We start from the raw sequence: 24683 nt of genomic DNA, 5'->3' as shown, positions 1-24683 counted from the left end.
TCCATGGGCTCAGCGCCGCCGCATCACGATCAGGAAATGGTCGCCCATGTCGCGCAGCAGCGGCAGGCCACCAAGGCGGTCGTCGAGCCGACCCAGCCGCTCGCACCAGTTGCGCCGGCGCCGGTAGAAATCCACCAGATAAGGCGGCGGCAGGAACAGGCTCAGCGCGCGATAGCCCTGCAGTGAAAAGTGTTCGGCGAAGGCACGATAGAACTCGCGCGGAAGGTAGTAATGAGTCCAGATCGTGTGGCGGTTCATCCCCACCGCCGTCGCACCTCGCGCTGCGCGCACGCTAGCCCGCTTGAAGCGGCCCCGCAGCGCATAGTGGCCAAGCTCCCACGGACAGATCCGGCCCATCACCGAAAAAATCAGGCTGCCGCCGGGTCGCAGCAGACGCGCGCATTCGGCTGCAACTGCGCCAAGGTCCGGCGCACAATTCAGCGGCCCGAAGTTCGAATAGATGGCGTCGAACTCGCCTTCGAGTTCTTCCAGCTGCTGGACGCCCAGATGGGTGGCCGTGACACGGGATTGCAGACCCGCAGTGGCGACGCGCGCCTGCGTGCGTTCAACCATCTGTGGCGACCAATCGGAGGCGACCACATGGAAACCGCGCCGTGCGAACTCGAGTGCATCGAGGCCGGTACCACAACCCAGGTCGAGCAGCCGGGCACCTGCCGGGACCTCGCTGTGCACGGTGTCCCACAGGGTCAACCGCATGCGCTGGATCAGCTCGTTATTGCCTCGCGGACCGTCATAGTCTGCGGCGACACTGTCGAAGGCGCGTTGCGTATCGAGCAGTTGCGCCTCGTCCAAAGGGGCACTCCGTGGGCGCTGGCCGATGCTGGTATCGGATACAGCCTGGCGCACGATTTCTAGCTTGTGTGGCCCACTCATTTTGATCGAACTCCGTCCCGGCACTCACAGGCTTGTTCAGTGAGTGCCGGCGGGGGCTGTTTTGGTTGAATGGAACTGGCATGGATATATCGCTCGCTGCGTCGCGGTGAATCCGGCATCCGGCCAGGTTCGACGGAGAAAGTGGGCCAGTTCTAGGTGGATCGACGCGTGATACCTCTGGCAATGGTCGCAAGTGCGCCAAGAAGAACCCCCAACATGAGGCCGATCCCCCAGGTCAACTCGGGACTCGGAAACGCCTGTCTGTCGGGGACATAGACCGGCCACATCATCGACGTTTCATACGTATTGGCAGGGCCGAGGCGATCGATGAGATCGCTCCTCGCCTGCCGCAAGCCGCGGATCTCTTCGTTCTTGTTGGCCAGCAGCACACTGGCGAGCATCGGACTCTGGACGTCCCTGGTGCCTGCGTCGCCCCTGTTTACCGGTGTGGCCGCTTGTTGATAGCGGGCTTGATCAGCTTCGGCAGCCTGCAGGTCGGCCTCGATCTGGGCGAGACGCGCCCGCGCCGACGTCAGCGATATCTCTTCGAGGCGTTGATGAATCGCACGCAGCTGGGTGACCGTCGCGGTGGCGAGTTCGCTGGCCTGCTGCCGAGAGTAGGCCCGCACCGTCAACCGAATGAGTGGGCCGGCATAAGGCAGCGGATCCAGCTTCAGGCTCTGGCGGTAAAGCTGGGCCACGGATGAATCGGGTGCATAACCGGCGCTTTTCAGGACATCGTTTTCGAACGACACCAGTTGCAGCCGCTCAAGCACACGCTGCAGTGGTTCGACTTTCGGATCCTGGCCCGACACCACCTGCCCGACCTGCCCGATCTGGATCCAGGCAGTCCCCTCCCACTGGCGTTTCACCAGGTGCGCAAAGGCGTAGGTACAGGCCAGGACCACGATCAGCACGGCCACGAACCACTTCCATTCACGGGAGAAGGTACGCCAGAGGTCGATCAAGTAGATTTCGTCTTGTTCCATGGTTTTTGTTCTCACTGGAAAGATTGCGAAGACGTGGTTTGCACGGAAGTCACAAGCGCATCGCCCTCTCTGGCGTCTGTCCGCCACTCGACTCGTCTATTCGGCAGCCATGTCGCAAAGGCCTGCATGAAAAGGCAGATGCCGATAAAACCGACATTCGTCCATATGAATGCCTGCGGCGCGAAAGGCGACATGACGCATACATAGGAAATGCGCAGGAAAATCAGAAAGGGAAACAGCGGAACCGCTGGGCGAAGACGCTGCACGCTCCATCGCAACATGCCGTACAAGGCAAACATCGATGCAATGGCACCAAGGGGACCCAGCGCCAGGAGGAACGGAAGGAATTCAGTTCCCACGTTGATATTCGGCGCATCCAGCGGGATGTTCGTCCCGGCTGTCGCGACAGACCCACTCAGGGGAACCACCTGGTTGATGAGAAAGCTGGCGTTGGAGTAATCCTTGGCCAGCATCGCGCTGAAGTTATAGGGGCCCGCACTGCTGTAAAGAAGCAACCATTTGATGCCCTGCGGGGCGGCACGGTATATCGCACTGAAAGGCAGCCTGACGTAATCCAGCGAACCGGATCGCAGGATGCCGAGGATCGAAAAAATGCTGCCACCTGCGAATACCAGCAAGGCCAGGGTTTTCCACGGCAATGGTTTTGCTTCATCCCTGCGCAGCACGATGACGAGTGCAAATGAGAACAAGGCGGCAAAGACCCGGTTCCGGTCGATCACCAGTATGGGAAATGCAAAACCACAGACGATGAGCAGGTTGCGAAGCCATTTTCTCCTGACACAAAGAAGGCCGATCGGAGGAAGTACCCAGCACATGTCGGAAATGTGCCGGATATGCTCGCGACCACCATCAAACGTGGCGTAGGACGAGGGCTTGTCGAGCAACGGAATGGGAAACAGTACGAGATCAAGCAGGCAGAAGAGAATGATCAGGCCGGCAAAAGCCAGCGCGACGAGTGAGTCTCGGGTACCGGTGTAGCTGCGCGAACGAAATCGCGCGATCTCCGGCAGCCTCGCGCCTGCCTGCACATCGAACAGGACGATGGCCGATGCCGCCAGTACCAGCAGAAGCAGGCCTTCCAGGTAATCGGCGGAAAGATCGTAGGTGAGCCATGTCAGCCCACAGGCAAGCAGGAGCGGAAGCCCAAGATAGGTTGAAGGAAGGCGCAGCAGCCGTTTCATGCCCTCTCTCCATCCGGGGTTGCTGCTGGAGTCCGGGCCTTTGAAACCATGACCAGTGATAGATAAGCCAGCATGTGATGCAGCAGCGGCCACAGCCGTCTATCCAGGAACGAGATTTTTGCAGCGATGTAATGAGACTGCGCCCTGAGCAAGGTTCGGTACGGCTCCGCGAACAGGTTGGCTCTTCGCATCGCAACCTGTCTGGACTCGGCAAGATTGCTGATGCGAGTCCCTGTGTGACGCGTCGTGCTCAGATTGTTTCCGTGAATGCGATACGCGCAGACGCTGACATCGATGAACCCAAGCGCATCACGGGCTGCCAGCCGAAGAAACAGATCCCAGTCTTCGATACGCAGGCCCTCACTCCAGCGATCGACGGTGTCGAGCGCGCTCCTTCTCATCAGCGCGACCGGGCCGCCGATGGCCCACTGGCTGATGATGGCGCGTCGTATGCCCTCATCGGACCGATAGAGGCTCTTGTTGGCGCCATGCAGATCACGCATGCCGCTGTCATGGATCTTTTTGCCGTCCTGATCGACGACGACCGAATCACCGATCACCGCTCCTTTACCCGGATGCGCCAGCAGGTAGCGGACCTGGGCACCAAGGCCGCCGGGCAACAAATAGTCATCGCTCGCGCCAGGACGGAGAAAATCCCCGCTCGAGCGCGCCACCAGTTCGTTCAAGGTTGCAGCGATGCCCCTGTTTTCCCGACGCACATATTCGATCGGAAGATCCATGCAATGCGTCGCCACCCAATCAGCAATCCTGTCGGCGGTTTTGTCGGTCGACCCGTCATCGATGATGATGAGTTCCTTGGCCGGATACGGATCTTCCAGCACGCTGTCCAGGCAGCGCTGCACGAAACGTTCGTGGTTGAACGCAGGTATCAGCACGGAGACCAGCGGCATCGCTGCCTCGTTTTTCGATACGTCGAAGGCCATCGTCACAGCCCTCCCAGGTAGCGTCGCACGACCAGCACATTGAACACGAGGTAGATCACGTAGTTGATCGTGAATGCGTACATCGCGCCGACCAGACCGAAGTGCGCGGTAAGCACATAGACCAGCACCAGATAGCTGGCCCCGAACACGCACTCGGAGATCACGAACAGTCGCGTCATCGCCTTGGCCAGCATGACGTAGGACAGAATGAAGGAAGCGATCTTGATGACATCGCCCACCAGCTGTGGTCCGTACAAGGCATTGGCGGACGTGAAGTCCGCACTGAACAGCAGGCGTGTCACCCATCCTCTCAAGGCATAGACCACAACCGCCAAAGCGATGACAGCGGGCAACAGGTAGCGGTAGGCATTGCGCAGTTCGAGCACCAGCGACGCACGCTCGTGCGTCGACGCCAGCTTGGGCAGGTAGTAGATGTTGATCGCCGTGGTGAGGAACAGCAGATAGGCATCCGACACCTTGCTCACGGCCTGCCAGTAACCGACCTGCTCCCAGCCGAACTGGACCGCGAGGTGATCGCGAACCGCGATATTGATCAGGGGCGGCAACAAGGCGGAGCTGAGCGTCATCACCGAAAAGGCCGCGAGCCGCAGGGTCATTTCGCGGTCGAACTGCATCCGCAGCATGCTGCGCTGGAAGTATGGGCTGCGCCACCAGGCCGGCAAGCCGACGACAAGGCACAGCAGCTGACCCAGGACGAGTGCCAATAGCGCGCCGTACAGATGCAGCCAGCGCGACAGCCAGAGCACCAGCACGATGCTGAAAACCGATCCCAGCACCTGGATGAAGGCAAGTCGGCGCACATCCATGAAGCCGTTGATCACGGCGAGGATGTAGTTGACCAGTGCAATGCCGAGCTGGGCCACGGCGAGTACGCGGATCAGGCTTTCATAACCCGGGTCGCCCAGAAGCCAGAGCGCAATCTGCCGACTGAACAGCAGCGCGGCGCCTCCCATCAGGCAGGATGCGCAGAGCGCATACCAGAGCGCCGCGGCAAGCAGGCGCGACAATTTCTGTGCGTCTTGACGGTATTCGGCGACGTACTTCACGATGCCGGCACTGATGCCGCCACCAGCCAGCACGGCCAGCAACGACATCAGGCTCATGAACTGGCCCAGCTTGCCCACGCCCGCGGGGCCGGCGAACCACGCCACCAGCTTGATCACGGCCAGACCCGCAAGCAGCCGCGCGGCGGTAGCGATGGTGGTGTAGAAGCCTGTGCGGACAATGTTCATGCGGGGCACTCGAATGCCTGGCAGGCTGCGATCACCCGATCCACCGCGTCGTCGCGCAGCGTCGGTCCCATCGGAAGACTCAGCACTTCATCGTGCAATCGTTCCGTCAGCGGCAGATGAGAGTCCCGCAACGCTGCATAGGCCGGTTGCCGATGTGGTGGCACCGGATAGTGCACCTGGCTCTGGATGCCCTGCGCCTGCAGATGTCGTTGCAAGGCATCACGGCGTGGACAACGAACCACGAACAGATGCCAGACATGCTGTTCCTCTCGCGCCACATGCGGCAACCGGATGTGCGGATGAACGATGCCATTGCGATAGCGCTGCGCCACGCGGCGACGCCATGCGATGTCCTGGTCGAGATACTTCAGCTTCACCCGCAGCATGGCGGCCTGGATCTCGTCGAGCCGCGAATTGAGGCCCTGGAAGAGGTGCTGGTACTTCACGGCGGAACCGTAATTGCGCAACGCCGCGATCCGCTCCGCCAGCTCCCTGTTGCCAGTCACCACCGCACCGCCATCACCCAGTGCGCCGAGATTCTTGGCGGGAAAGAAGCTGAAGGCCGCTGCATCGCCGAATGCGCCGGCCTTGCGTCCGTCGCCGATCGCTCCATGCGCCTGTGCCGCATCTTCGATCAGGAGCAAGTTGTATCGCCGGGCCAGCGCAGCCAAGGCAGGCATGTCTGCCAACTGGCCATACAGATGCACCGCCATGATCGCGCGCGTACGTGGCCCAATGGCCGCCTCTACATCAGCCGGATCGATGTTGAAGGTCATCGGATCGGGCTCGACCGGAACCGGCACAAGCCGGTTTTCGGTAATCGCGAGAAAGCTGGCAATGAAGGTATTGCCGGGCACGATCACCTCGTCGCCCTCTTCGATGGCGCCAAGTTCCTTGTAGCCACGCAGGATCAGTGACAGGGCATCCAGTCCATTACCCACGCCCACGGCATGACGCACGCCGCAATAGTCCGCGAACTCGTGCTCGAAAGCCGAAAGCTCCTCGCCGAGCACATACCAACCCGAATCGATCACCCGCGCGGCGGCCGCCTTCAGCTCATCCGCATACCGCGCATTGACGTCCTTGAGACTGAGGAACGGGACGTCCATCAGGGCGGTCTCCATCAGGTCAGTCTTCATCAGAGCCGCCATTCGTAGAAATCGTGCACGATGGCGCGCGCGCCAAAATATTCCTTTTGCGTGATCAGGCCGGTGTTGAGCACCTGCCCTTCCTGTTCGGTGGAAATGCCGAAGGAAAAATAGAGCCTCTTCGCATATGTGTCGGTGATGAGTTCTGCCAGAAGGAGGCTGAGTGCACCCAGGTGCTGCCCTTCGTCCGATGCAGCCAGATATTGGGTGTGCACGGTCCTGCCGAAATCGTAGACAAGAGCACCCGCCAGGAGGGTGCCCTCGAGGCGAGCCTCATGAAGCACGATGTGCCCGGGAAACCGGGCTTGCAGCAGGCGCAATTCCGGCAAGCTGTGGACTGGCACGACGCCATGCTTTTGCAACACCTCCGAAAGCAACGCGTGGAAGTCTGCGAGATCGGCACCCACCTGCAACGTGATGCCTGCCTTGCCTGCCTTGCCGACGGCGCGCCTTCGTCCGTCCGTGAAGTGAAACGGTTCCTGCAACGCAATCACCGAGGACATGTCGCGGCGATTCAGCCGCGCTCCCAACCGATGCAGGGCATACAGGTCTTCTTCCGCGGGATACGCATGGAACACGTGCGGAACTGCCTTGTAGATGACACGTTCCACACCCAGCGAGCGATAGTGCTTGCCCAGGTTCTCGAATACCGCAAGCGTCGATTCGGCACGCAACGCGTGGGTCGAAACAAGCCCGGCATAGGTAAGGCCACCGTGACTCACGACCAGGTTGTCCCGAATGTTCGCAGGGAAAACCGCTACGGCCTTGTCATCCCGCTCGACCATCAGCGAACAGTCGACGAAGCGATCGGCGTGGTAATCCATGTAACCGCGCCGGTGCAGGAAGTTGCCGTTCCTGGAATGCTCCACCACGACGTCCCAGGCTCCCGCATCGGCTGGAACGTAAGGTCTAACCGTGAGCATGTTCGTCACCGACGACGCAGGCGCCACGGGCTTCGGCGACTCCGAATCCATCCACGCCCATGTCGTTGCCGTTGTAGAACATCAGCAGCCTGTCACGCTGCCGGATCAGTGCGGGATAGCAGATGACCCGTGAATCCCAGCCGCTGGCGGACAGCGTCATTCCCAGCGCCTCATCATGGCGCTCCCATCGGATCCCGTCATCGCTGTACGCGACGCCAGGAAAATATTCGCCGCCGACATTGCCGCGCGTGAAGTACATGACGTACCTGCCACCGAGCCGGTATACGCGTGGCCGACCGATTCGATACTCGCTGCCACGCGGCAGCAGGCAGACATGGTCTTCGCGCGGTATGGCACCGAGATCGTCCGTCTCCACATGGCGGATGTGGTAGCGCGGAAAAGGTCGGCCGCCGATGGTTTCCCAATCGTCGCCAACGGCGTACCAGATGCGCCAGCGGCCGTTTTCGTGGATGACCGAGTGCACTGCGCCGATGGTGCTGCGACCAGGCGCGCGGTCGAGGATCGGCGTTTCCTGCACGCGCCGAAAATGATCGCCACCATCGGTGGAAACCGCCAGGCCGGTAAACGCCAGGAACTTGGCCTTGGCCACATGCTGGAAGCCGACATAGAACATGTGCAGGCCGCCTGGCGCATTGACGACGTCGCCGAGGATCATGCCATTGTCGTCGAAGCAGCCGTTCCGACCTGTGTCGAGTACCGGTTCTGCACTGACACGCACGATGCTCGCAGGATTGTCTGCCCGCACGTCGACGTAGCCGATGCGACTGACGCCATAGGCATCGCGAAACCCCGCGTAGACGCGGATGAGCTCATCGTCGATGCGATACGGCGTCGGCGTGAGCGCCGAGTGACGCATCCAGCCGCCCACGCCATGCCGCGCGGTTTCGAACACCAGCCCTTGCTTGCTCCACTCGAACATGCGTTCTTCAAAGCCTCACGTCGAGGCTGGACTTGCCGGGCACCGGCTTGGCCGGCGAGCCGACGTAGATTCGTCCCGGCTCGGTATCGCGGGTGACCAGCGCGCCGGCACCGATCACATTGTCGGGCGCCACTTTCACGTGATCGTTGAAGGTGGCGTTCACCCCGATGAAGCTGTTCTCGCCGATCTCGCAATAACCTGAAATGACCGCATGCGAGGCGATGAACACGTTGTCGCGCACGACCGTGCGATGCCCCACGTGATTGCCACTCCACAGGATGCAGTTGTTGCCGATGCGTACGAACGGCTGGATCACGTTGCCTTCGAAGATGAAGCTGTTTTCACCCAGTTCGGCATTGCGCCATACGAAAGCGCGTGTACTGACATAGGTGGCAAGCCGGTAACCCCGGCACTTCACATCCAGGTAAAAGCGCGTGCGCAGGCGATTGAGCTGGCTGGACGGGATAGCCACAAACACATCGACATCTGCCGACGGGTAATGCGCCTCCAATGTCTCGTACGCCACCACGGGACGACCCGCCAACATCGTCTGCGCGAGATAGTCGCGCTCGACGCTGAAAGCCACCACGTCATAATCGCTGTCGTGTTCGAAGTATTCGCAGGCGATCTGCGCGAACTCGCCGGCTCCGATCAGGACTAGCGGCCTTGACATGCTGCCATGTCCTCCAGGTACATGGCGCCACTGACTTCGCGCATGAAATCGGCGTAGTCGGTGATGTAGTCGCTCCGGTCGTACAACTGGTCGGCCAGCACCATCAACACGCAATCCTCGCTGAAGTTGTACAGCTCGCGCCATACCATGCGACCAAGCATCAGGCCCTGCGAGGGATCGTCGAGCACGATCTCGACTGGCCCGCTGCCATCGTCCAGCAGAAAGGTGACCGAGCCGCGCACCGCTACTGCCAGTTGATGCAGATGGCGGTGTGCGTGCTTGCCCCGATGCACATCGTTCTGCGTGGCGTAGATGTAATACACGCGCCGGATCACGAAGGGTACGTTCCGATCCTCCTCCAATGCGATGAGCATGCCGCCGTTGTCGCCATGCCTCTGCAACTGGATTCGTTCGATTTCCATGTTCTGGACCCGGCTGTAGATTCTTGGAAGATGCCCCACTTGCTTGAGTGCCGCGCCGGTCTGGAAAGGTTGCGTCGGGATCGGGAATGGTCAAGGCGCCGACTTCGCCTTGAATGACAGGTCGACCCGTTCGCATTTGCGAAGTCCCTGATTTGCGAACGCATGCCTTGGCTGTCTGCGTCCGCGCGTGACACTGCGCTCTCTACGACACAAGGCCGCCACGAAGGCGGGTTCCCGAGCCCGTTCAACACGGATGCAACCTTTCATGGCTCAACCAGCACCCAGTTACACAAGGCTCTCTACAGCATCACGCGCACGAGCCTCGCTTTAGGCATGAAGCAAGCCATGGGGGATGCATGGGGATCGGCTGGATGACGGCAACGCGCAAAGGCAGCTTGGGAAGGAAGATGACTCGTCGAGCGACGGGTGTGATGGCACTCTCGCTGACGGTGCTGCTGGCCGTGATAACCGGTCTTGGCAGCGTGTTGCTGTGGTCGTCCGGTGCACAGGCACAGCAAAGTGACAGCGCAAGCGCCGACCAGCTTCCCGCGCACCAGTCATCCGATCGCCTGAGTGAGAGCGATATCGCTCGCATGCTGCCCTCCACCGACATGGGTGCCGGCGCATCTGCGCATGGCGACATGCACGCGCATGCGTTCGATGGCAGCCCGGCCACACCGTTCGATGCGGCCTCGATCCCGCAGAACCCGCTGGCGCCGGGTGCGGATGCTATCGGCGCGAAGAGCTGCGCCGCCTGCCACGCGCTGGAAGGCATCCAGGCCTCGCACAGCCTGCACGTGGCTTCGTTCCGCGCGGGCAGCGCAAACACCGGACCGCAGGCCTCCTGCGAGGCCTGTCACGGCCCTGGCTCGGCGCACGCGAAGAACCCCGCGGCCCCGGGCCTGATCATCGCCTTCACCAAGGACGCCAAGACCCCGATCGAAACGCAGACGGCCACCTGCCTGAGCTGCCACGTCGGTGGTGCGCGCCAGCACTGGATCGGCTCGGTGCATCAGGAGCGCGGGCTGTCGTGCACCGACTGCCACAACCCAATGACGCGGTCGTCGGCCGAGGGCGTGCTGGCGAACGATTCCATCAACCAGGTGTGTGCGACCTGCCACCAGGATGTCCGCGCCCAGTTCAACCGCCGTTCGCACATGCCGCTGCCGGAGGGGCAGATCTCCTGCGTCGACTGCCACAATCCGCACGGCAGCATCACCCAGCCGCTGCTGAAGACCGACACCGTCAACGAGACCTGCCAAACCTGCCACGCCGAGAAGCGCGGTCCGTTCCTGTTCGAACACGCGCCGGTAGCCGAGAGCTGCCTCAACTGCCACACCCCCCACGGCTCGAACCAGGAAAACCTGCTGGTGCTGCCGGCGCCGATGCTGTGCCAGCAATGCCATACGAACGACAACCACCCCAACGATCTGCTGACGCGTCAGGGTCTGCGCAACGGACTGGCGCCGGACGAGCGTGTGATGGGGCGCAGTTGCCTGACCTGCCACAGCAACATCCACGGCTCGAACAATCCCAACGGCGCCATGTTCCACCAGTGAACGACATCGGCGAGGCGGAGAGATGCTGAAGCGTAAACCTCTGACTGCGCTGCTGAGCCTGACACTAGGCCTGGTCGGCCCGTTGCCGCTGCTGGCGCAGACCGACGCCAGCGACAGCCAGCGCGTGGGCAACATCCAGTACGGCAACATCCTCGATCCCACCGGCTGGGGAGCGTTCGCCGTACCGGATCCAGCCGGCATGTCCTACCTGCATGCCGGCCAGCTGCGCACACCGACCGGCATGCTCTATCCCTATCCCCATCAGATACCCGACGAAGCTCCACTCGGCACGGGAGACTGGACCTATACGGGGCTGGTCGAATTCGGCTACATCCATACCCGCGGCGACCGCAACGATGAATTCTTCCGGATGTACTCCGGTTTGAAGAACGGCGCCGCGCTCAGCCTGCTTACGTTCTCTGCCCTGAACCACAAGACCGGTCAGTACGTCGACTTTCGCGGCAGCCGGCTCAGCGACCAGGATCAGTACTACCGTCTGCGCACCGGCAGCTACGGCAACTATCATATCGAGGCGTTTTATCGGGATATCCCACACACCCTGAGCACGACAGCTTATCCGCTGTGGAATGGCGTGGGTTCCACCAATCTGACCCTGCCCAACGGTCTCGCCACCGGCAGCACACCAGCCCAGGTGCAGGCCGTGGAGGCGAATCGGCCGCGCCAGACCTTGTCGGTAACGCGCCAGAGCGAGGGTGTCAGCTGGGAAAGCGCACTGACCCGGAATTGGATCGGCTACGCCGGTGTGACCAGCGAGCACCGCACAGGTGACCGCGATTGGGGCGGTCCGATGTACCTGAGCTATTTCTTCGCTGCCCCGGGGCCCGGCGGCCCGGGCACGCCGAGCATACCGGGCACCTCCGGTGGCCAGTACGACACGGTGCGACCGGTCGACTTCACCACCACCGACGTCAACCTCGGCCTGCGCAACAAGGGCGGTGCCGCGGGCTGGTTGTTCAACTTCACCATGACCGGCTCGTTCTTTCGCGACAACAAGAGCACCCTGGACTATGCCGTGCCTTTTGCCGTGGCGCCGGGCTACAACTCGGTGGTCACCGGCGGCACCTGGTCGCTGGAGCCGGACAACAACTACTACAACGTGCGACTGGAGGCTTCGCATTCGCTGAAGCTCTGGCACGGCGAGTTTTCCATCTCGGCGGCCTACAGCAGCATGCGGCAGAACGATGCGCTGCAGGCGCCGCTCAGTCCGATGTATTGCCCGAGCGGACAATTCATCGGCACGACCGGCATTGCCTGCGCGAACTGGAACACCACGGCCGCGCTGTCACAGCAGGATGGCGATGCACGCATCGATAGCGGTCTGCTCAACCTGCGCCTGGATTTTCGTCCCAGCGCGAAGTTCAGCTGGCACCTCAACCTGCGCCAGCGCGACGAAGACAACATGACCCGCTACACCATGTACAACCCGTTGACCGGGCAATACGGCTATGTCCCCGAGAACGGCGCGGAGTCGACTGCCACCAGGCAGACCGAATTGTTCCAGCCCGACAGCCCGCTTTATCAGTCGAACTTCGCGCAGATCGCCAGCATCCCCTTCACCTACGACGACCGCAAGACCGAACTGGGCGGCAGCTACCGGGTCAACCAGAACAACACGCTGAGCGCGAGCTACCTGCTCGACTATCAGACACCGCGCCCGCGCGAACGCACCTACATCAACGATCAGCACTTCAAGCTTGGCTGGGATACCAAGGCTTTCGGCGACGCAGGCCTGCGTCTCAGCTATGAATACCAGAAGCGCACGGGCGGTCCATATGACCCCGATCCGTACCTCGACGCGTATTCGCCCTCCCTGCCCGGCTACCTGCTGCCTGCGGTCGGCTATACCGCGTTCACCGTCGCCCAGATGACCATGTACGACATGAGCAACCTCGATGCGAGCAAGCTCAGGGCGATCCTGACCAAGCCGCTGGGAAGCACGGCCACCTTCACCGCCACGCTGTATGGCAACCGCCTGCGCTACGGGGCGGATATTGGGCGGCAGTCCTACGACACGACCGGTGCCGATCTCTCCTGGGACTGGGAACCAACGGCGGCGACTTCGATGAGCGTCCATGCGGGCATCGAATCGACCCGGCTCAAGCAGGGCAATGTCAATGACAACGAGGCGTTGACCTTTTCCTCGCCGGAACAGGCCGATGCGCAATTCGGCGGCCCGTTTTTTCCGTATGCCAATTTCTGGACGGCGACGGACAACGAGCGCGACGTCGACGCCGGCGCGCATTTCAACCACGTCATCTCGCCGCGCGTCAGGTTCGATCTCAACTACGACTACACCTATTCGCGCGGGCTCAACAGCTACAACTACGCCAGCCTGGGGGCGATTTCCACGGTGTACCTGCCAATCCTGACCGCGGCGGATATCGGCAACAGTTTCCCTCCCAACGTCTATCGCATGCAGACGCTCACGGGCAATCTGAATCTGACGCTGACCCGGAGAGTGGGCATGCGCCTGTATGGGAAATACGAGTTCGGCAACTATGCCGACTGGAACTACGCCGGCTTCGACACGCCTGCCGACCTTGTCGTAGGCAACCGCGTCTTCACCGAACTGGGGCCGCAGCCACATTGGCATGCCATGGTGGTGGGTGTCTTCATGAACGTGAAGCTCTGAGGAGAACGCCGCCATGTCTTCCATGCACCGTGTTCTTCATCTGGTGGCGGCCGCAGTCCTGTGGCTGCCCGCGTTTTCCACCGCTGCAGCCGAGGGCGGCTTGACGCGCACGCCGGCAACTTGGACCGACCTGCGCCGGCAGCAGCCGATCACTGGCGACGCCCAGGCCGGCCTCGCGAAATCGGCCGTATGCGCCGCCTGCCACGGACCGCAGGGTCTGGCCATCGCACCGAACTTCCCGAACCTGGCCGGGCAGTCGGCGACCTATCTCTATGTGCAATTGAAGACGCTCAAGAGTGGCCAGCGCAGCGACCCGATCATGAGCGGTCAGGCCGCCACGCTGAGTGACACGGACATGCGCAACCTGGCCGCCTATTACTCATCGCTCCCGGCCAAACCGGCCGGCCACAGCGATGCCGCCTCCCGCGGCGGACGGCTCTTCCTGGACGGTGACCCGACCCAAGGCGTGCCACCTTGCCAGGGTTGCCATGGCCCGACCGGGCAAGGACCACGGGTGTACTCCAGCGATGCGCCGCAGCCACCCTGGTCCACGTTCCCGCGACTGCACGGCCAATCGGCGATCTACGTGACCAAGGCGCTGGGCGATTTCAGCGGCGGTGCGCGCAGTGGCACCAGCAACGCGCTGATCATGCACGGCGTGGCGCAGACGCTCGGCGATGCGGACATACAGGCATTGTCGACCTATATTGCGACGCAGTGAGCGGGCAATGCTTCCTGACCCGACAACGTGCCCAGGATGGAGAGTCCTCCGGCTGCCGGTGCAATCTGCCCCGGTTACACTCCCCTGCATCATGTCGAACCAGTATCGGTTCGACATGCGTTGCCGGATGCATCAACGATGGCCAGCCATCTCATGACCAGGGTCAACCATACGAAATCGGGGCAGGGTCACTTCGGCGTGATCCTGCTCGCTCCCACGGCGCGGTTTCGTGCGTCATAAACAGGTAGACGCCATGGTGGAGCATCACTCCCTCCGGATCAAAATCAGGCTGCATCACCGCGCCTGCGTTGGCTTCATGTCCGCGGCCATGGCGGCATGTCTTTCGATGCCTGTGCATGCCCAATCGACAACCTTCAGCGGCACCGCGGCACTAAGTTCGGAGCTGGTTGACCGGGGTCAGGCGATTACCGGCAATACGCCGATCCTGCAGGGAGCCGCATCCTGGACTTCTGCGGCAGGTTGGTCGCTCGGCCTGTCGGGCAGCACCGAAGTACGCTCGCCGGGCCGTATTGTGGAAGCCCTCGCCCAGGCATCCCGCTATTGGTCGCTTTCCAGCGACTGGCAGATGCAAGCGAACCTGCTCTACTACAGATATCCAGGCGAAAGCCGTTCAAGAGCCTATGATCGAGCCGAAACGGGGGTCAACTGGACCTATCGAGATGTGCTGACCTTTGGCATGTCGGCCATCTACGTTATCGGCGCCAGAGATCACCAGCCGCGTGGTGCCGCCGATCTCGGTTTCCATTGGCCTCTGGCGTGGCATTTGTCGCTTTCCGCCGGAGCGGGTGTCGCCCAACCCCTGATTGCACCCTATACGCCGTACGGCCACGGTCACGTGAACAACTACGACTACGACCGCGCTGGCCTCCACGGCTACGGCCACGCGGGGCTATTGTGGAGCCGTGGACCCTGGTCGATAGAACTCGACCGCATCATGGCCGACCCCGGAACACAGCGGCAATGGGCCACGCTGGGTGCCTCCCCCTGGGTCGCAACGATTTCGCGATCCTTCTGATTCAGGGGCAACCTTTTTGCGCTGACACGGTACTTACGTAGCGAACCAGCCGTAATCCGACTGCCTCATCGAAGCCATGAACGACCAAGATATCGACGCTGACGTCACCGATCGCATGCTGCTCCAGCGCATGGCGGCGGGCGATCGCGCCGCTCTGAGCGTGCTGTACCGCAGCTATAACGGCAGGCTGTGCCGTTTCCTGTCCCGGTTGACGCGACGTCCCGATGTCATCGAGGAAGTCATCAACGACTGCTTCTGGATCGCCTGGCAGAAAGCCGGCAACTTCCATGGCGATTCGCGCGTTTCCACGTGGCTGATGGGAATTGCCTATCGCTGCGGACTGAAGGCCCTTCGGCAACACGGCGACGAACCTGTCGAAGACGATACTTCGCCGGAACAGCGCACCCCTGCCCATGACCTGGATGATGATCGCGAATTGCGCGACTGGTTGAGCAAGGGGCTCGATCATCTGTCCGTGGATCAGCGGATCGTGGTCGAGCTGGTCTACGGGGTCGGTCATACCCTGGACGATGTTGCCGTGATCATGCAGTGCCCCGTGGGCACGGTTAAGGCGCGTCTGTTCCATGCGCGAGTCAAGCTGCGCAACGTGCTCCCGGCGTTGGCCGGGGACTCGCCCAAGCATAAGGAGAACGCGCCATGACGTTCCCGAAGAGTTCGGGCAGCGATTGCGTCCGGGCCTGGGATGCGATGCCCTGGGTACTGCAGAACAGTGCCACGCAGGAGCAAGGCGAATGGCTGGAAGATCATCTGGCGCACTGTGAATCGTGCCGTACAGAGTTCGCACAACAAACTCGTTTGCGGCTTGCCATGTCGCTGCCCACGGATATTTCGCTCGACGCGAATGCCGGATTGAAGCGCTTGCTGGGCCGCCTGGATGCACCCGACACCCAGGAAGCGCCGTATCGTTTGCGATCGCGAAACTGGTTGAGCCGGGCGTTGGTTGCCGTGGTGCTGATCCAGGCGCTCAGTATCGGTGCGCTCGGCGTGAAGTTGTGGTCGACCGGCGGCAGCCCCCTGTATCGCACACTCAGCCAGGAAACTTTACCCCGGTCCCCCGGAACGATCCGTGTCGTCCCTGATGCGGCCATGACACTGGCCGACTGGAACGCGTTGCTGCATGCCCTTGGGCTGCAGGTGGTGGGCGGCCCCAACGATGTGGGTGCCTATACGGTCGCACCAACGAGTTCCACTCCGACGACGCGAAAAACAGTGCAGCAGCTGCGCGCCACACGCGGCATCCGTCTGGCGGAGCCTGTCGCCGTCACACCATGAAATACGGTTTCTTCATCCTTGTCGCAGTCGTGGCGGTTTTGAGTGCGTGCGCGTCCTCGCGCCCGATGACTCCTTCGGACAGCCACCGGATATCGGACCCGAGTGTGAGTTCCATGGACAGCCAGCGCGACATCGTGCTGGCTGTCGCCAACCCGCTTGAGCCTCCCGGCATGCATGCCGGTGCCAGTTTGCTGGGTTATGCCCCCTCCAGGCATTACGGTGCCGGTCAGCGCGCGGTTTCCACGCTGGCTGCGCTGAAACAGAGCTACGGATTGCGTGAGGTCACCGGTTGGCCCATCAAGGCCCTCGACGTGTACTGCGTCGTGCTGGAGCCGCCTCCCGGTGTCACCCGGGACACGTTGCTCAAGGCGCTCGCCAAGGACGCCCGGGTGCAACTTGTACAACCGCTGCAGGACTATTCCGTTTACGCGGAGAGATCCCAGGGCACTCACCAGTACAACGATCCTTACGTCAATCTCCAGCGTGGCTTCGTCGAGACTGATGCCTCCATCGCGCAAAACTTCAGCCAGGGCAATGGGGTACATATCGCGATCGTCGATACAGGCGTCGACATGACGCATCTCGATCTCCAGGGGCGCATTCGTGATACGCACAACCTGGTGGATGACGATGCGTCGGCGTTCAATCACGATAGCCATGGCACTGAAGTCGCAGGTGTCATCGCCGCAAATGCCGACAATCATCAGGGGATTGTGGGGATGGCGCCGAAGGCCATACTCAGCGTTTACAAGGCATGCTGGTATCAGCCGGTACCCAATGCCGGCGCACGCTGCAATTCCTTCACACTCGCCAAGGCGCTGGCGGCGGTTCTCGATACAGATGCCCGCATCGTCAATCTGAGCCTGGGCGGACCTTCAGATCCGCTGCTCAATTTGCTGCTCGCCAAGTTGCTGAGCCAGGACCGCATCGTGATCGCGGCCATGCCGCCGGATGGGGCCATCGACGGATTTCCCGACAATGCGCCAGGAGTCATTGTCGTTCGCGAAAGTGGCGCATCGACAACAGTAGCGCCCGGCATTTTGAGCGCCCCGGGAAAAGACATTCTGACAACCCAGCCTGGCGGAGGGTATGACTTCACTTCCGGATCATCCATGGCTGCCGCGCACGTGAGCGGCATTGCTGCGCTGTTGCTGTCACTCGCACCGAAACTGGATGCGCGTGCCATCCATGATCTGTTGTTACGAAGCAGCAAGATTTCCAACGGGACGCTCCAGGTGAATGCAGCGTCGGCGGTGGATGCATTGCGCGGCACACAGAAAACCGCCCCTTGACGGGAGTGGATGAGTTTCTTCATCCAGGGAGCGATGGGCGTGGCTACACGGGGAAAAAGAGCGAAGCGGGCTCCACCCTTTATGTTCCACTATGAAGGGTAAGCACATTCCCGCCGTCAAGTTCAGACGGCCAAACGCTACAAAGAAGAACGCCCGCACTGGATGGCATGGCGGTCAGCGAAGTATCAAAAGTCGCGAGGTTATCGAGCGCTCGAAAGGTTCATCGACTTAATTATCTCTGGCACCTTTACTGAGGCTTCGCGCATCCGTATGGATGGCTTAATACCGATAACTGGTTCAGACCGTCCCTAGTCAAAATGCCTACGCCAGCCGAAAAATAACTTTCTGGTATTCATAAGCTTGAACGACAAAATCAGACCGACTATGCCTGCAAACAAAGCAAAAATATGTTGAAAGAGGTATGGCCATCGTTTCTCTGTGCCATCTATTTCATAAGTAAAGCTGTGTGCTGTTTTCAGGATATGCGGATCAGATACTAGCAAGGCGTCCCTAAACTGATAGCCAAAAGGAACAAAGTCATCTTCCGTCCCGTCGACATTCTTGACTGTGTAATGGGTCACGCAACGATTATTTAATGGTGCCTCACAAACCTGATGAGAACTCTCCACAACGAAATCCATCGAAAGGAGAAAAGTTTCGCAAATTCGTCGTGCACATACAACAATTGCAAAAAGACTGACGCATATAAGTAACAGCATCAATCCGAACGAAATATATTTTTCATCCTCCTCATCATCAACCGTCGCTCGCCGAATTAATTTTCCCATTTCGGAACCCCTGGCCACTGGCCACCAAAGATCTTTCCAGCCACATAGTCGAGAGGATCAAGGTTATTAAGATTCCCTATTTCTTTTACTTTAGTATTCGTACATCCGACAAAAAATGATTCTCCACCCCCATAGTTAGAGCCTGCGCCCACATGGTTCGGATTATTTGGATCAAAATAGCCGTCAAAATATGGAACGCTCAAATTACCAAAGGGACCATTAAAGTCGTCAATAGTCGTTGTGTCACTTCCAAGTGAACCCATAAACGATCCACCGACTCCCATACTGGCCCCATAAGCAAATCCTTCGCCGCCATAGCTATATGTTCCAACATTTCCTGAGCTGTCGAAAACGAAACCAGCGCCACCAGTTATTCCCCAGCCAAAACCTAAAGTTCCACTAATTCCTATATTTATAACCCATAATCCATACGGGTCGCGATACATAAGCGGGTCATCACCGACATAGGCATAGAAATTCAACTGCCCACCCGCAAACCCCATCGGATCTTCCGAGATAAACCGCCCCAGCTCCGGTGAGTAATACCGCGCCCGGTAGTAGTACAGCCCCGGACCATCGGCCTCACGCCCCGTGTATTGGTACGGATTGGTGAAACCCGCGCTGTTGTTCGTCTGCGTCGCGTTGCCGTAGGGGTCGTAACTGTATTCCTGCTGGATAGCACCCGTCGGATCGGTCAGCCCGATCGTGCTGCCCAGCGCATCAGTGAGAAAGTAGGTGCGTCCCGTCACATCGTTGCGCGCAAACCGCTCGTCGATGCCCAGCCCGGTGAGGATCGGATTGACGGCACTCCCAAGGGTCTCCTGCACCGCATTGGCACCGTCATACAGGTACTGAGTCGGCGTGGTGCCACCAATGGCCTTGGCCGTACGTCGCCCCAGTGCGTCGTAGGTGTAGCTCGCCTGCACCGTGCCGCCCACGGTGATCTGACTGAGCTGGTTGCGGGCATTCCACACATAGGTATTGGTGCCGTCGTAGGTCAGGTTGCCGTTGGCGTCGTAGCTCAGCGTGCCGCCGTTGTAACTGGTCTGCCGATTGTTCAGATCGAAGATGCCATTTTGCGACGTGGGCGTGGGCGGGATGTCGGTTGCGAAGCTGCCGGTTTTACTGTTCTTATGACCGTCCAGATCGTAACCATAGACTAGAGTCCCCATCGTCGCATTGGCGGGGCTGAGGTAGGTGATACCGGTTAGCTGGTTGGCCACGTCGTAGCCGTAGGCCATGCTGATGTTGTTCGGCAAGACGAGCGATGTACGGCGGTTGGCGGCGTCATAGCCAAACTGCACTTCTTCGCTACCCTGGGTCAGCGAGGTCAGCCGGTTCGCGTTGTCATAGACGTAGTTGACGATTGCTTGCGCCGCCGGCGTCATGCTGGTGCGCCGGCCCGCTGCATCGTAGCCGTAACTGATCGTGGCCTGCGGCGTGACGGCCGAGGTCATGCGATTCAGACCGTCATAGCCCCAGCTCAGGCTGCCGGTCGCCGTGTCCAGCAATTGCGTCAAGCGATTGCCGGCATCGTAACTGGCTTGCGTACCCGATCCATCCGCATACGACACCAGCGTCGCGCGATTCAGTGCGTCATACGAAAACATCGTGACCTGCTGCTTTCGGTCGGTATGGGTAAGCACATCTCCCATGCCGTCGTACGTCCATGACTGGATCTGATTCAATGCATCGGTCTGTGTCAGCGGACGATTGCGGGTGTCGTAGGTATCCCTGATGACCGCGGTGCTAGGTAGCGTCACGCTCAGCCGATTGCCATTGCCGTCGTAGCTCAGCTGAGTTGTCTGGTTCAGCGCGTCGGTAACCTGCGTGACGCGATCGTCCACGTCATATTGAGCCAGTGTTACGTTGCCCATGGGATCCTGGGCGGCGATGCGACGGCCCAAGGCATCGACCTCAAACGTTGTCGTTCGGCTCAGGGCATCCGTCGCACTCTGCAAGTCGTAGCCTTGGTAAGTCAGCGTGGTCGTGTGGCTCAGCGCGTCGGTGATCGTCGTGGGTTGACCCACGGCATTGCACTGGACCGTGATGCTGTGGCTCAAGGCATCGGTGATCTGGTTCAGGCACCCGTTGCTGCCATAGCTGAGGGTAGTGGTGTGTCCCAGTGGATCGGTCACCGTCGCCGGCTGGCTGTAGTTCGGGGTATAGGTGAAGTTATAGCTCACCGCACTGGACGTACCTGCCAGCCGGGTCAGCTGGGTGACGTTGCCCAGCGGATCGTAACTGTAGGTGGTCGTTCGGCCCAGCGCATCGGTGACCGAGTCGATCAGCCCGGAGGACTCGCGCACATACGTAGTAGTCTGCGCCAACGACGTGCCATAGGCGTAAGTGTCAGCGGACGGATAGTGGCTGACCGGATCAAACGTCACATATTCCTGATGGCCGTTGGGATCGGTGACCGTGGTGGCGTTGGTACCGTAGGCAAACTGGTAATAGGTGCCGTCAGCCAGGGTCTGCTTGATCACGCGGTTGTTGGTGTCGTATTGATTGGTGACCCACACGTTGCCCCGCCGGTCCTGCATGGTCTGCATCAGATTACCGGTGTAGGTGTACTGCTCGGTGGTCTGGTCCGGGTAGGTGACCGTCGCCAGACTGCCGGCACTGTTGTAGGTATAACCTATCGTGCGCCCGGTGTTGTCCACGGCGTTCTTAATGCGGTTGCTGCTGTCGTAACTGAAGGTGATCGAACGGCCGCTGGGCGAGGTCATCTGGTCCACCAGGCCACCGTTGTATGTCAGCTGGATCTGGTTGCCGTAGCGGTCCGTTATTCCAATCAGCTGATTGGGGACCTCACTCTGAAAGAAGTACTGGGTACCATCCTTCAGCGTCACATAAAAGTATTCGGCCGTGGAGGAGTGGAACCACTGCAGCGTGGCGCCGTAGAAGGCCGAATCGGTACCGGTGTGCTCCCATACCGTACCCGCAGTGAACGGGTAACTGGCCGCCGAACCACTGACCACGTTGAAAGCTACGCCCTCGCCACACGGCAACACTAATTCCGGTGTTGTGAAATTATTGGCCGTGCTTGTGTACAGATGGATACCGAAATTGGCATTGCCACCGACGCCGAATACATGCGAGTTGCTATCAGCCGAGTTGTAGGCGCGTGTCAGGGTCAGTGGAACGATGTCTTGGATCGACAGGTCATTCCATTCATGAAAGAAGATGCCCGTCTGCAGATCAATCGGCTGGCTCTTGGCCGTATTGCAAAGCGTTCGGTTATTGGATGGATTGGCATTGCCGCTCGATATGCCCGCCCCCATCGCCCACACTAAAGAGACGCCCGGATCCGGTGCGATGTGTTTGGCATCGGCCGTCACGTGGCCGCCGCCGTACATACGCCAGCCCTCCTGTGCGCCATAGACCCAGAAGTTGCCGGTGGTGTTCGGTTTGGCATGCGCATAGTTGGGGTAGACAACGCGAATACCCTTGGCTGCCTGCGGTGTCAAGCCTTCCACCGACGCATCGCCGGGCTGGATGGTGAAGTACATCGGGAAGTTGTCAGGGAGCGGGAACGGCGCGTGATCCACCGGCGTGGGCACAATGGCGATATGCGAAAGCACGTGTCCCTCGCGATCCTTGAACACAGTACCGGCAGGAATGTGCAACTCCAGACCAGGCATGTCCGGATGGGTCAACACCACTTCGCTGGTGGTCGGCGACGGCAATGCGATCACATCACGGGGCAGCACGCGTGGCAGGTACATCACGAACGGCATGTGACGAACTGACTTCGCCTGGATATCGGCCCCCACCAGGAAACGGCCGTAATTTACCTCACCATGGCTGGCCGGGCGGCCATCGACGAACAGTTCTTGCCGTCCTGCTGGCAGTCCGGTGAGCACAAACACACCGTGTGCATCCGTGTGCGCCTTGATGTCACCCAAGCTCACTTCGACATTGGCAACCGGCGCTTCATCGATCTGCCGCACCTGACCGATCAAGGCTGTTGTCCCCTTGGCCAGCGTCGCTTCGAGTGCATGAGTGTCCGGCAGACCCTGATGCGGTTGATATAAGCGCCAGTGGCCGCCCGTAGCATCCGGTGCGTTGTCCTTGCCGGGGTACCAGGCGCCGTCGTGGACAAAGCTGTGCTCACGGCACAATTGATCGGCTTCGCGACTGCTGCAGATGGCTTCGCCTCCGCCTGCCATCAGATACATCGGTGGCGCCATCGTCGCGTTATCCACAGTCCCGATAGAGGGCCACGGCAGAGCACCGTGCCCGGCGATCGCTACACCTGTCGACGCGATACGCGCCGTGGTAAATCCCACCGCGGTATAGGGCACGGCAGCACCGGACGCGGTATGCAGCCCCTGCAGGAACAGGGTGTAGCGCGAGCCGGGATAGAGATCGTCCGGCAATTGCACGAAGGCCAGACGGCCGCCTTCGATGCCAACGACACGCACCGGCACGGTACCTTCGGGGCCCAGCAGCGTCACCGTCCTGGCATTCAACTGGCGTACGTTGACGTCGGTTGCGAAACGAATCACCAGCGGGCCTTCGATGGGGGCAGCGCTCGTGTTGGCTTCGGGGAACGTCGTTACCATCGCCGCCGTATTCGTGATGGCCTGTGAGGGCGTCGTACTCCACACCTTCGCCGTCGGGTCGAATCGCAGGGTCGATGGCGCGGCTTGTCCGTAAGCATCGACACCACCCTTGATAAGAACCGAACCATCGGCCTGCAACTGGGCGACGGCCGCCAGACGGGAACCTGCCGGTGCTCCCGCGATGTCTGTACTCTGCCTGGATAATGGTTGCCACAGCACGGTTGTCGTCGCTGGTACTCCTTGCGCCGACCAGCCGCCGGTCATCAGTACCTGGCCATCGGTCAGTACGGTCAGGGTATGGCCCGCACGCGCTGGCAGGTCCAACACGCCCGTCCGCACGAAGCGTTCAGTCGCTGGTTCAAACCATTCGCCGGTGTCCAGTACCTGTCCTCGCGCGTCGATGCCGCCCCACAGCAGTACCTGGCCACCGGGCATCACCGTCACCGACGCGAAGCGGCGTGATTCCGGAAGACGTATCTGATGACGCCGATCGCCATCGACGAGATAAGCCATCCCCTGTGCACCATGCACTTCGAAGGTACGGCCATCCGGCAACAGCGTGCGACTGAGCTCGGCCGACACCGGCAGGACATAGGTATGGCCGATGCTGCAGACCGACTCCGTGGGCAGCGCATGCGACAACGCCAGCGCAGCAGCACTGAGTGCCGCCACACCGATCAAACCCATCCAAACCGCTTGACCTGTCATCGTTCCTTGCACCTTCATCACGACTCCTTGAACGCCATCGACCCCACCCAACCTGCAACATCACCAGCGCCGAATCGCGCCCCTTGCTATTGAGGCACTAAGGTCACCTGGACCGTCCCCGGTACGCCGTAAGGCGTGGCTACGGACAGTGTGTAAGTTCCACTCGCCGGCAAATTGGGCAGGTTGAGTGTGTTCGTCGACCCGTTGGTAAAGACATACGTGTAGTAGTTCGTCGGCGTGATCGTGCCAGGCTGGTAGACGAACACATACACCCCCTGGCCCGCAGGCGTGGTGCTCTCTGCGGACACATTCAAGGCAACCGTTTGACCTGCCGTACCAGTGAACGTCAGCCGCTCGATCTGCCCCACCCCCAAATTCACTGTCGTCGGCGCGTTCGCGGTCAATGCCGGGCCGATCACATCCGGTTGCAACAGAGCATTGAAGCTCATGGTCCCACCCGTAGCCGGTGTCACTGTGATCGAGTAGGTTCCAGCGGCCAGATTCCATAGCGATGGGATGTGGCAATAAGTAGCCGAGGACGTCGAACCATTGCAGCTGATATTCGCTATCGAGGTTCCCGCTGCATTGGTGACCGTTACCCCCACCTGATTCTGACTGCCACCGGACACATTGATGTTCGTCAACTCCAGTTCCAAGTCCTGGCCCGCCGTGGCGGT

Annotated in this window: 19 protein-coding genes and 1 pseudogene; 7 read left to right on the top strand and 13 right to left on the bottom strand. The window is 60.6% G+C overall.

Annotated features, from left to right (window positions below; genetic code table 11):
* Positions 1-9: 9 nt before the first annotated feature.
* The 10 genes from B0E51_RS06190 to B0E51_RS06145 form a co-directional block, all read right to left on the bottom strand.
* On the bottom strand, positions 10-894 hold the full coding sequence (locus B0E51_RS06190; RefSeq protein WP_077444008.1) for a class I SAM-dependent methyltransferase: 885 nt from the start codon (positions 892-894) through the stop codon (positions 10-12).
* Positions 895-1046: 152 nt separating this feature from the next.
* Positions 1047-1883, bottom strand: coding sequence for a Wzz/FepE/Etk N-terminal domain-containing protein (locus tag B0E51_RS06185; RefSeq protein ID WP_077444007.1), 837 nt, complete (start codon positions 1881-1883; stop codon positions 1047-1049).
* Positions 1884-1894: 11 nt separating this feature from the next.
* On the bottom strand, positions 1895-3085 hold the full coding sequence (locus B0E51_RS06180) for a hypothetical protein (protein ID WP_254424431.1): 1191 nt from the start codon (positions 3083-3085) through the stop codon (positions 1895-1897).
* Positions 3082-4029: a glycosyltransferase gene (locus B0E51_RS06175; protein ID WP_077444332.1), complete on the bottom strand. Its 948-nt coding sequence runs from the start codon at positions 4027-4029 to the stop codon at positions 3082-3084. The genes B0E51_RS06180 and B0E51_RS06175 overlap by 4 nt, the downstream gene beginning before the upstream one ends.
* Positions 4030-4031: 2 nt before the next feature.
* Positions 4032-5282 carry an O-antigen translocase gene (locus B0E51_RS06170; RefSeq protein WP_077444005.1) on the bottom strand — a complete coding sequence of 417 codons (1251 nt, stop codon included), beginning with the start codon at positions 5280-5282 and terminating at the stop codon, positions 4032-4034.
* On the bottom strand, positions 5279-6391 hold the full coding sequence (locus tag B0E51_RS06165; protein WP_077444331.1) for a DegT/DnrJ/EryC1/StrS family aminotransferase: 1113 nt from the start codon (positions 6389-6391) through the stop codon (positions 5279-5281). Before B0E51_RS06165 ends, B0E51_RS06170 begins: the two co-directional genes overlap by 4 nt.
* A gap of 29 nt (positions 6392-6420) precedes the next feature.
* The gene (locus tag B0E51_RS06160; RefSeq protein ID WP_077444333.1) at positions 6421-7353 is read right to left on the bottom strand and encodes a GNAT family N-acetyltransferase; all 933 of its coding nucleotides are present in this window, start codon (positions 7351-7353) and stop codon (positions 6421-6423) included.
* Positions 7340-8293, bottom strand: a complete 954-nt coding sequence (locus B0E51_RS06155) for a hypothetical protein (protein WP_077444003.1) — start codon at positions 8291-8293, stop codon at positions 7340-7342. The genes B0E51_RS06160 and B0E51_RS06155 overlap by 14 nt, the downstream gene beginning before the upstream one ends.
* 7 nt (positions 8294-8300) lie before the next feature.
* On the bottom strand, positions 8301-8966 hold the full coding sequence (locus tag B0E51_RS06150; protein ID WP_077444001.1) for an acetyltransferase: 666 nt from the start codon (positions 8964-8966) through the stop codon (positions 8301-8303).
* Positions 8951-9388: an FdtA/QdtA family cupin domain-containing protein gene (locus tag B0E51_RS06145; RefSeq protein WP_077443999.1), complete on the bottom strand. Its 438-nt coding sequence runs from the start codon at positions 9386-9388 to the stop codon at positions 8951-8953. The genes B0E51_RS06150 and B0E51_RS06145 overlap by 16 nt, the downstream gene beginning before the upstream one ends.
* Positions 9389-9795: 407 nt before the next feature.
* On the opposite strand from B0E51_RS06145, the gene B0E51_RS06140 reads away from it, so the two are divergent.
* The 7 genes from B0E51_RS06140 (at position 9796) to B0E51_RS06110 (ending at position 17942) form a co-directional block, all read left to right on the top strand.
* Positions 9796-10947: a DmsE family decaheme c-type cytochrome gene (locus B0E51_RS06140; protein ID WP_077444330.1), complete on the top strand. Its 1152-nt coding sequence runs from the start codon at positions 9796-9798 to the stop codon at positions 10945-10947.
* 22 nt (positions 10948-10969) lie between these two features.
* On the top strand, positions 10970-13600 hold the full coding sequence (locus tag B0E51_RS06135; RefSeq protein WP_077443997.1) for an MtrB/PioB family outer membrane beta-barrel protein: 2631 nt from the start codon (positions 10970-10972) through the stop codon (positions 13598-13600).
* A gap of 13 nt (positions 13601-13613) precedes the next feature.
* Positions 13614-14321 (top strand): c-type cytochrome, encoded by a 708-nt coding sequence (locus B0E51_RS06130; protein ID WP_254424430.1) that lies wholly within the window; start codon positions 13614-13616, stop codon positions 14319-14321.
* Between the two features lie 253 nt (positions 14322-14574).
* Complete coding sequence (locus B0E51_RS06125) at positions 14575-15357, top strand: hypothetical protein (RefSeq protein ID WP_077443994.1); 783 nt, start codon at positions 14575-14577, stop codon at positions 15355-15357.
* 76 nt (positions 15358-15433) lie between these two features.
* Positions 15434-16018: a sigma-70 family RNA polymerase sigma factor gene (locus B0E51_RS06120; protein WP_077443992.1), complete on the top strand. Its 585-nt coding sequence runs from the start codon at positions 15434-15436 to the stop codon at positions 16016-16018.
* On the top strand, positions 16015-16650 hold the full coding sequence (locus tag B0E51_RS06115; protein WP_077443990.1) for a hypothetical protein: 636 nt from the start codon (positions 16015-16017) through the stop codon (positions 16648-16650). Before B0E51_RS06120 ends, B0E51_RS06115 begins: the two co-directional genes overlap by 4 nt.
* Positions 16647-17942 carry a S8 family serine peptidase gene (locus B0E51_RS06110; RefSeq protein WP_077443988.1) on the top strand — a complete coding sequence of 432 codons (1296 nt, stop codon included), beginning with the start codon at positions 16647-16649 and terminating at the stop codon, positions 17940-17942. Before B0E51_RS06115 ends, B0E51_RS06110 begins: the two co-directional genes overlap by 4 nt.
* Before the next feature lie 308 nt (positions 17943-18250).
* Here B0E51_RS06110 and B0E51_RS19130 read toward each other — a convergent pair whose 3' ends face one another.
* The 3 genes and pseudogenes from B0E51_RS19130 to B0E51_RS19470 all read right to left on the bottom strand — a co-directional run.
* Positions 18251-18730 carry a hypothetical protein gene (locus tag B0E51_RS19130; protein WP_143525808.1) on the bottom strand — a complete coding sequence of 160 codons (480 nt, stop codon included), beginning with the start codon at positions 18728-18730 and terminating at the stop codon, positions 18251-18253.
* Entirely contained in the window at positions 18718-23811 is a 5094-nt protein-coding gene (locus tag B0E51_RS06100; protein WP_217333072.1) for an RHS repeat-associated core domain-containing protein, read from the bottom strand. Before B0E51_RS06100 ends, B0E51_RS19130 begins: the two co-directional genes overlap by 13 nt.
* 281 nt (positions 23812-24092) lie before the next feature.
* Positions 24093-24683 (bottom strand): annotated as a pseudogene (locus B0E51_RS19470) (glutamate synthase); the annotation flags it as partial.

Origin of the sequence: Rhodanobacter sp. C05 (assembly GCF_002001165.1) — a bacterium.
Lineage (GTDB): Bacteria > Pseudomonadota > Gammaproteobacteria > Xanthomonadales > Rhodanobacteraceae > Rhodanobacter.
Note: the sequence above shows the minus strand (reverse complement) of the source record. Positions and strands in the feature narration are given on the sequence as shown.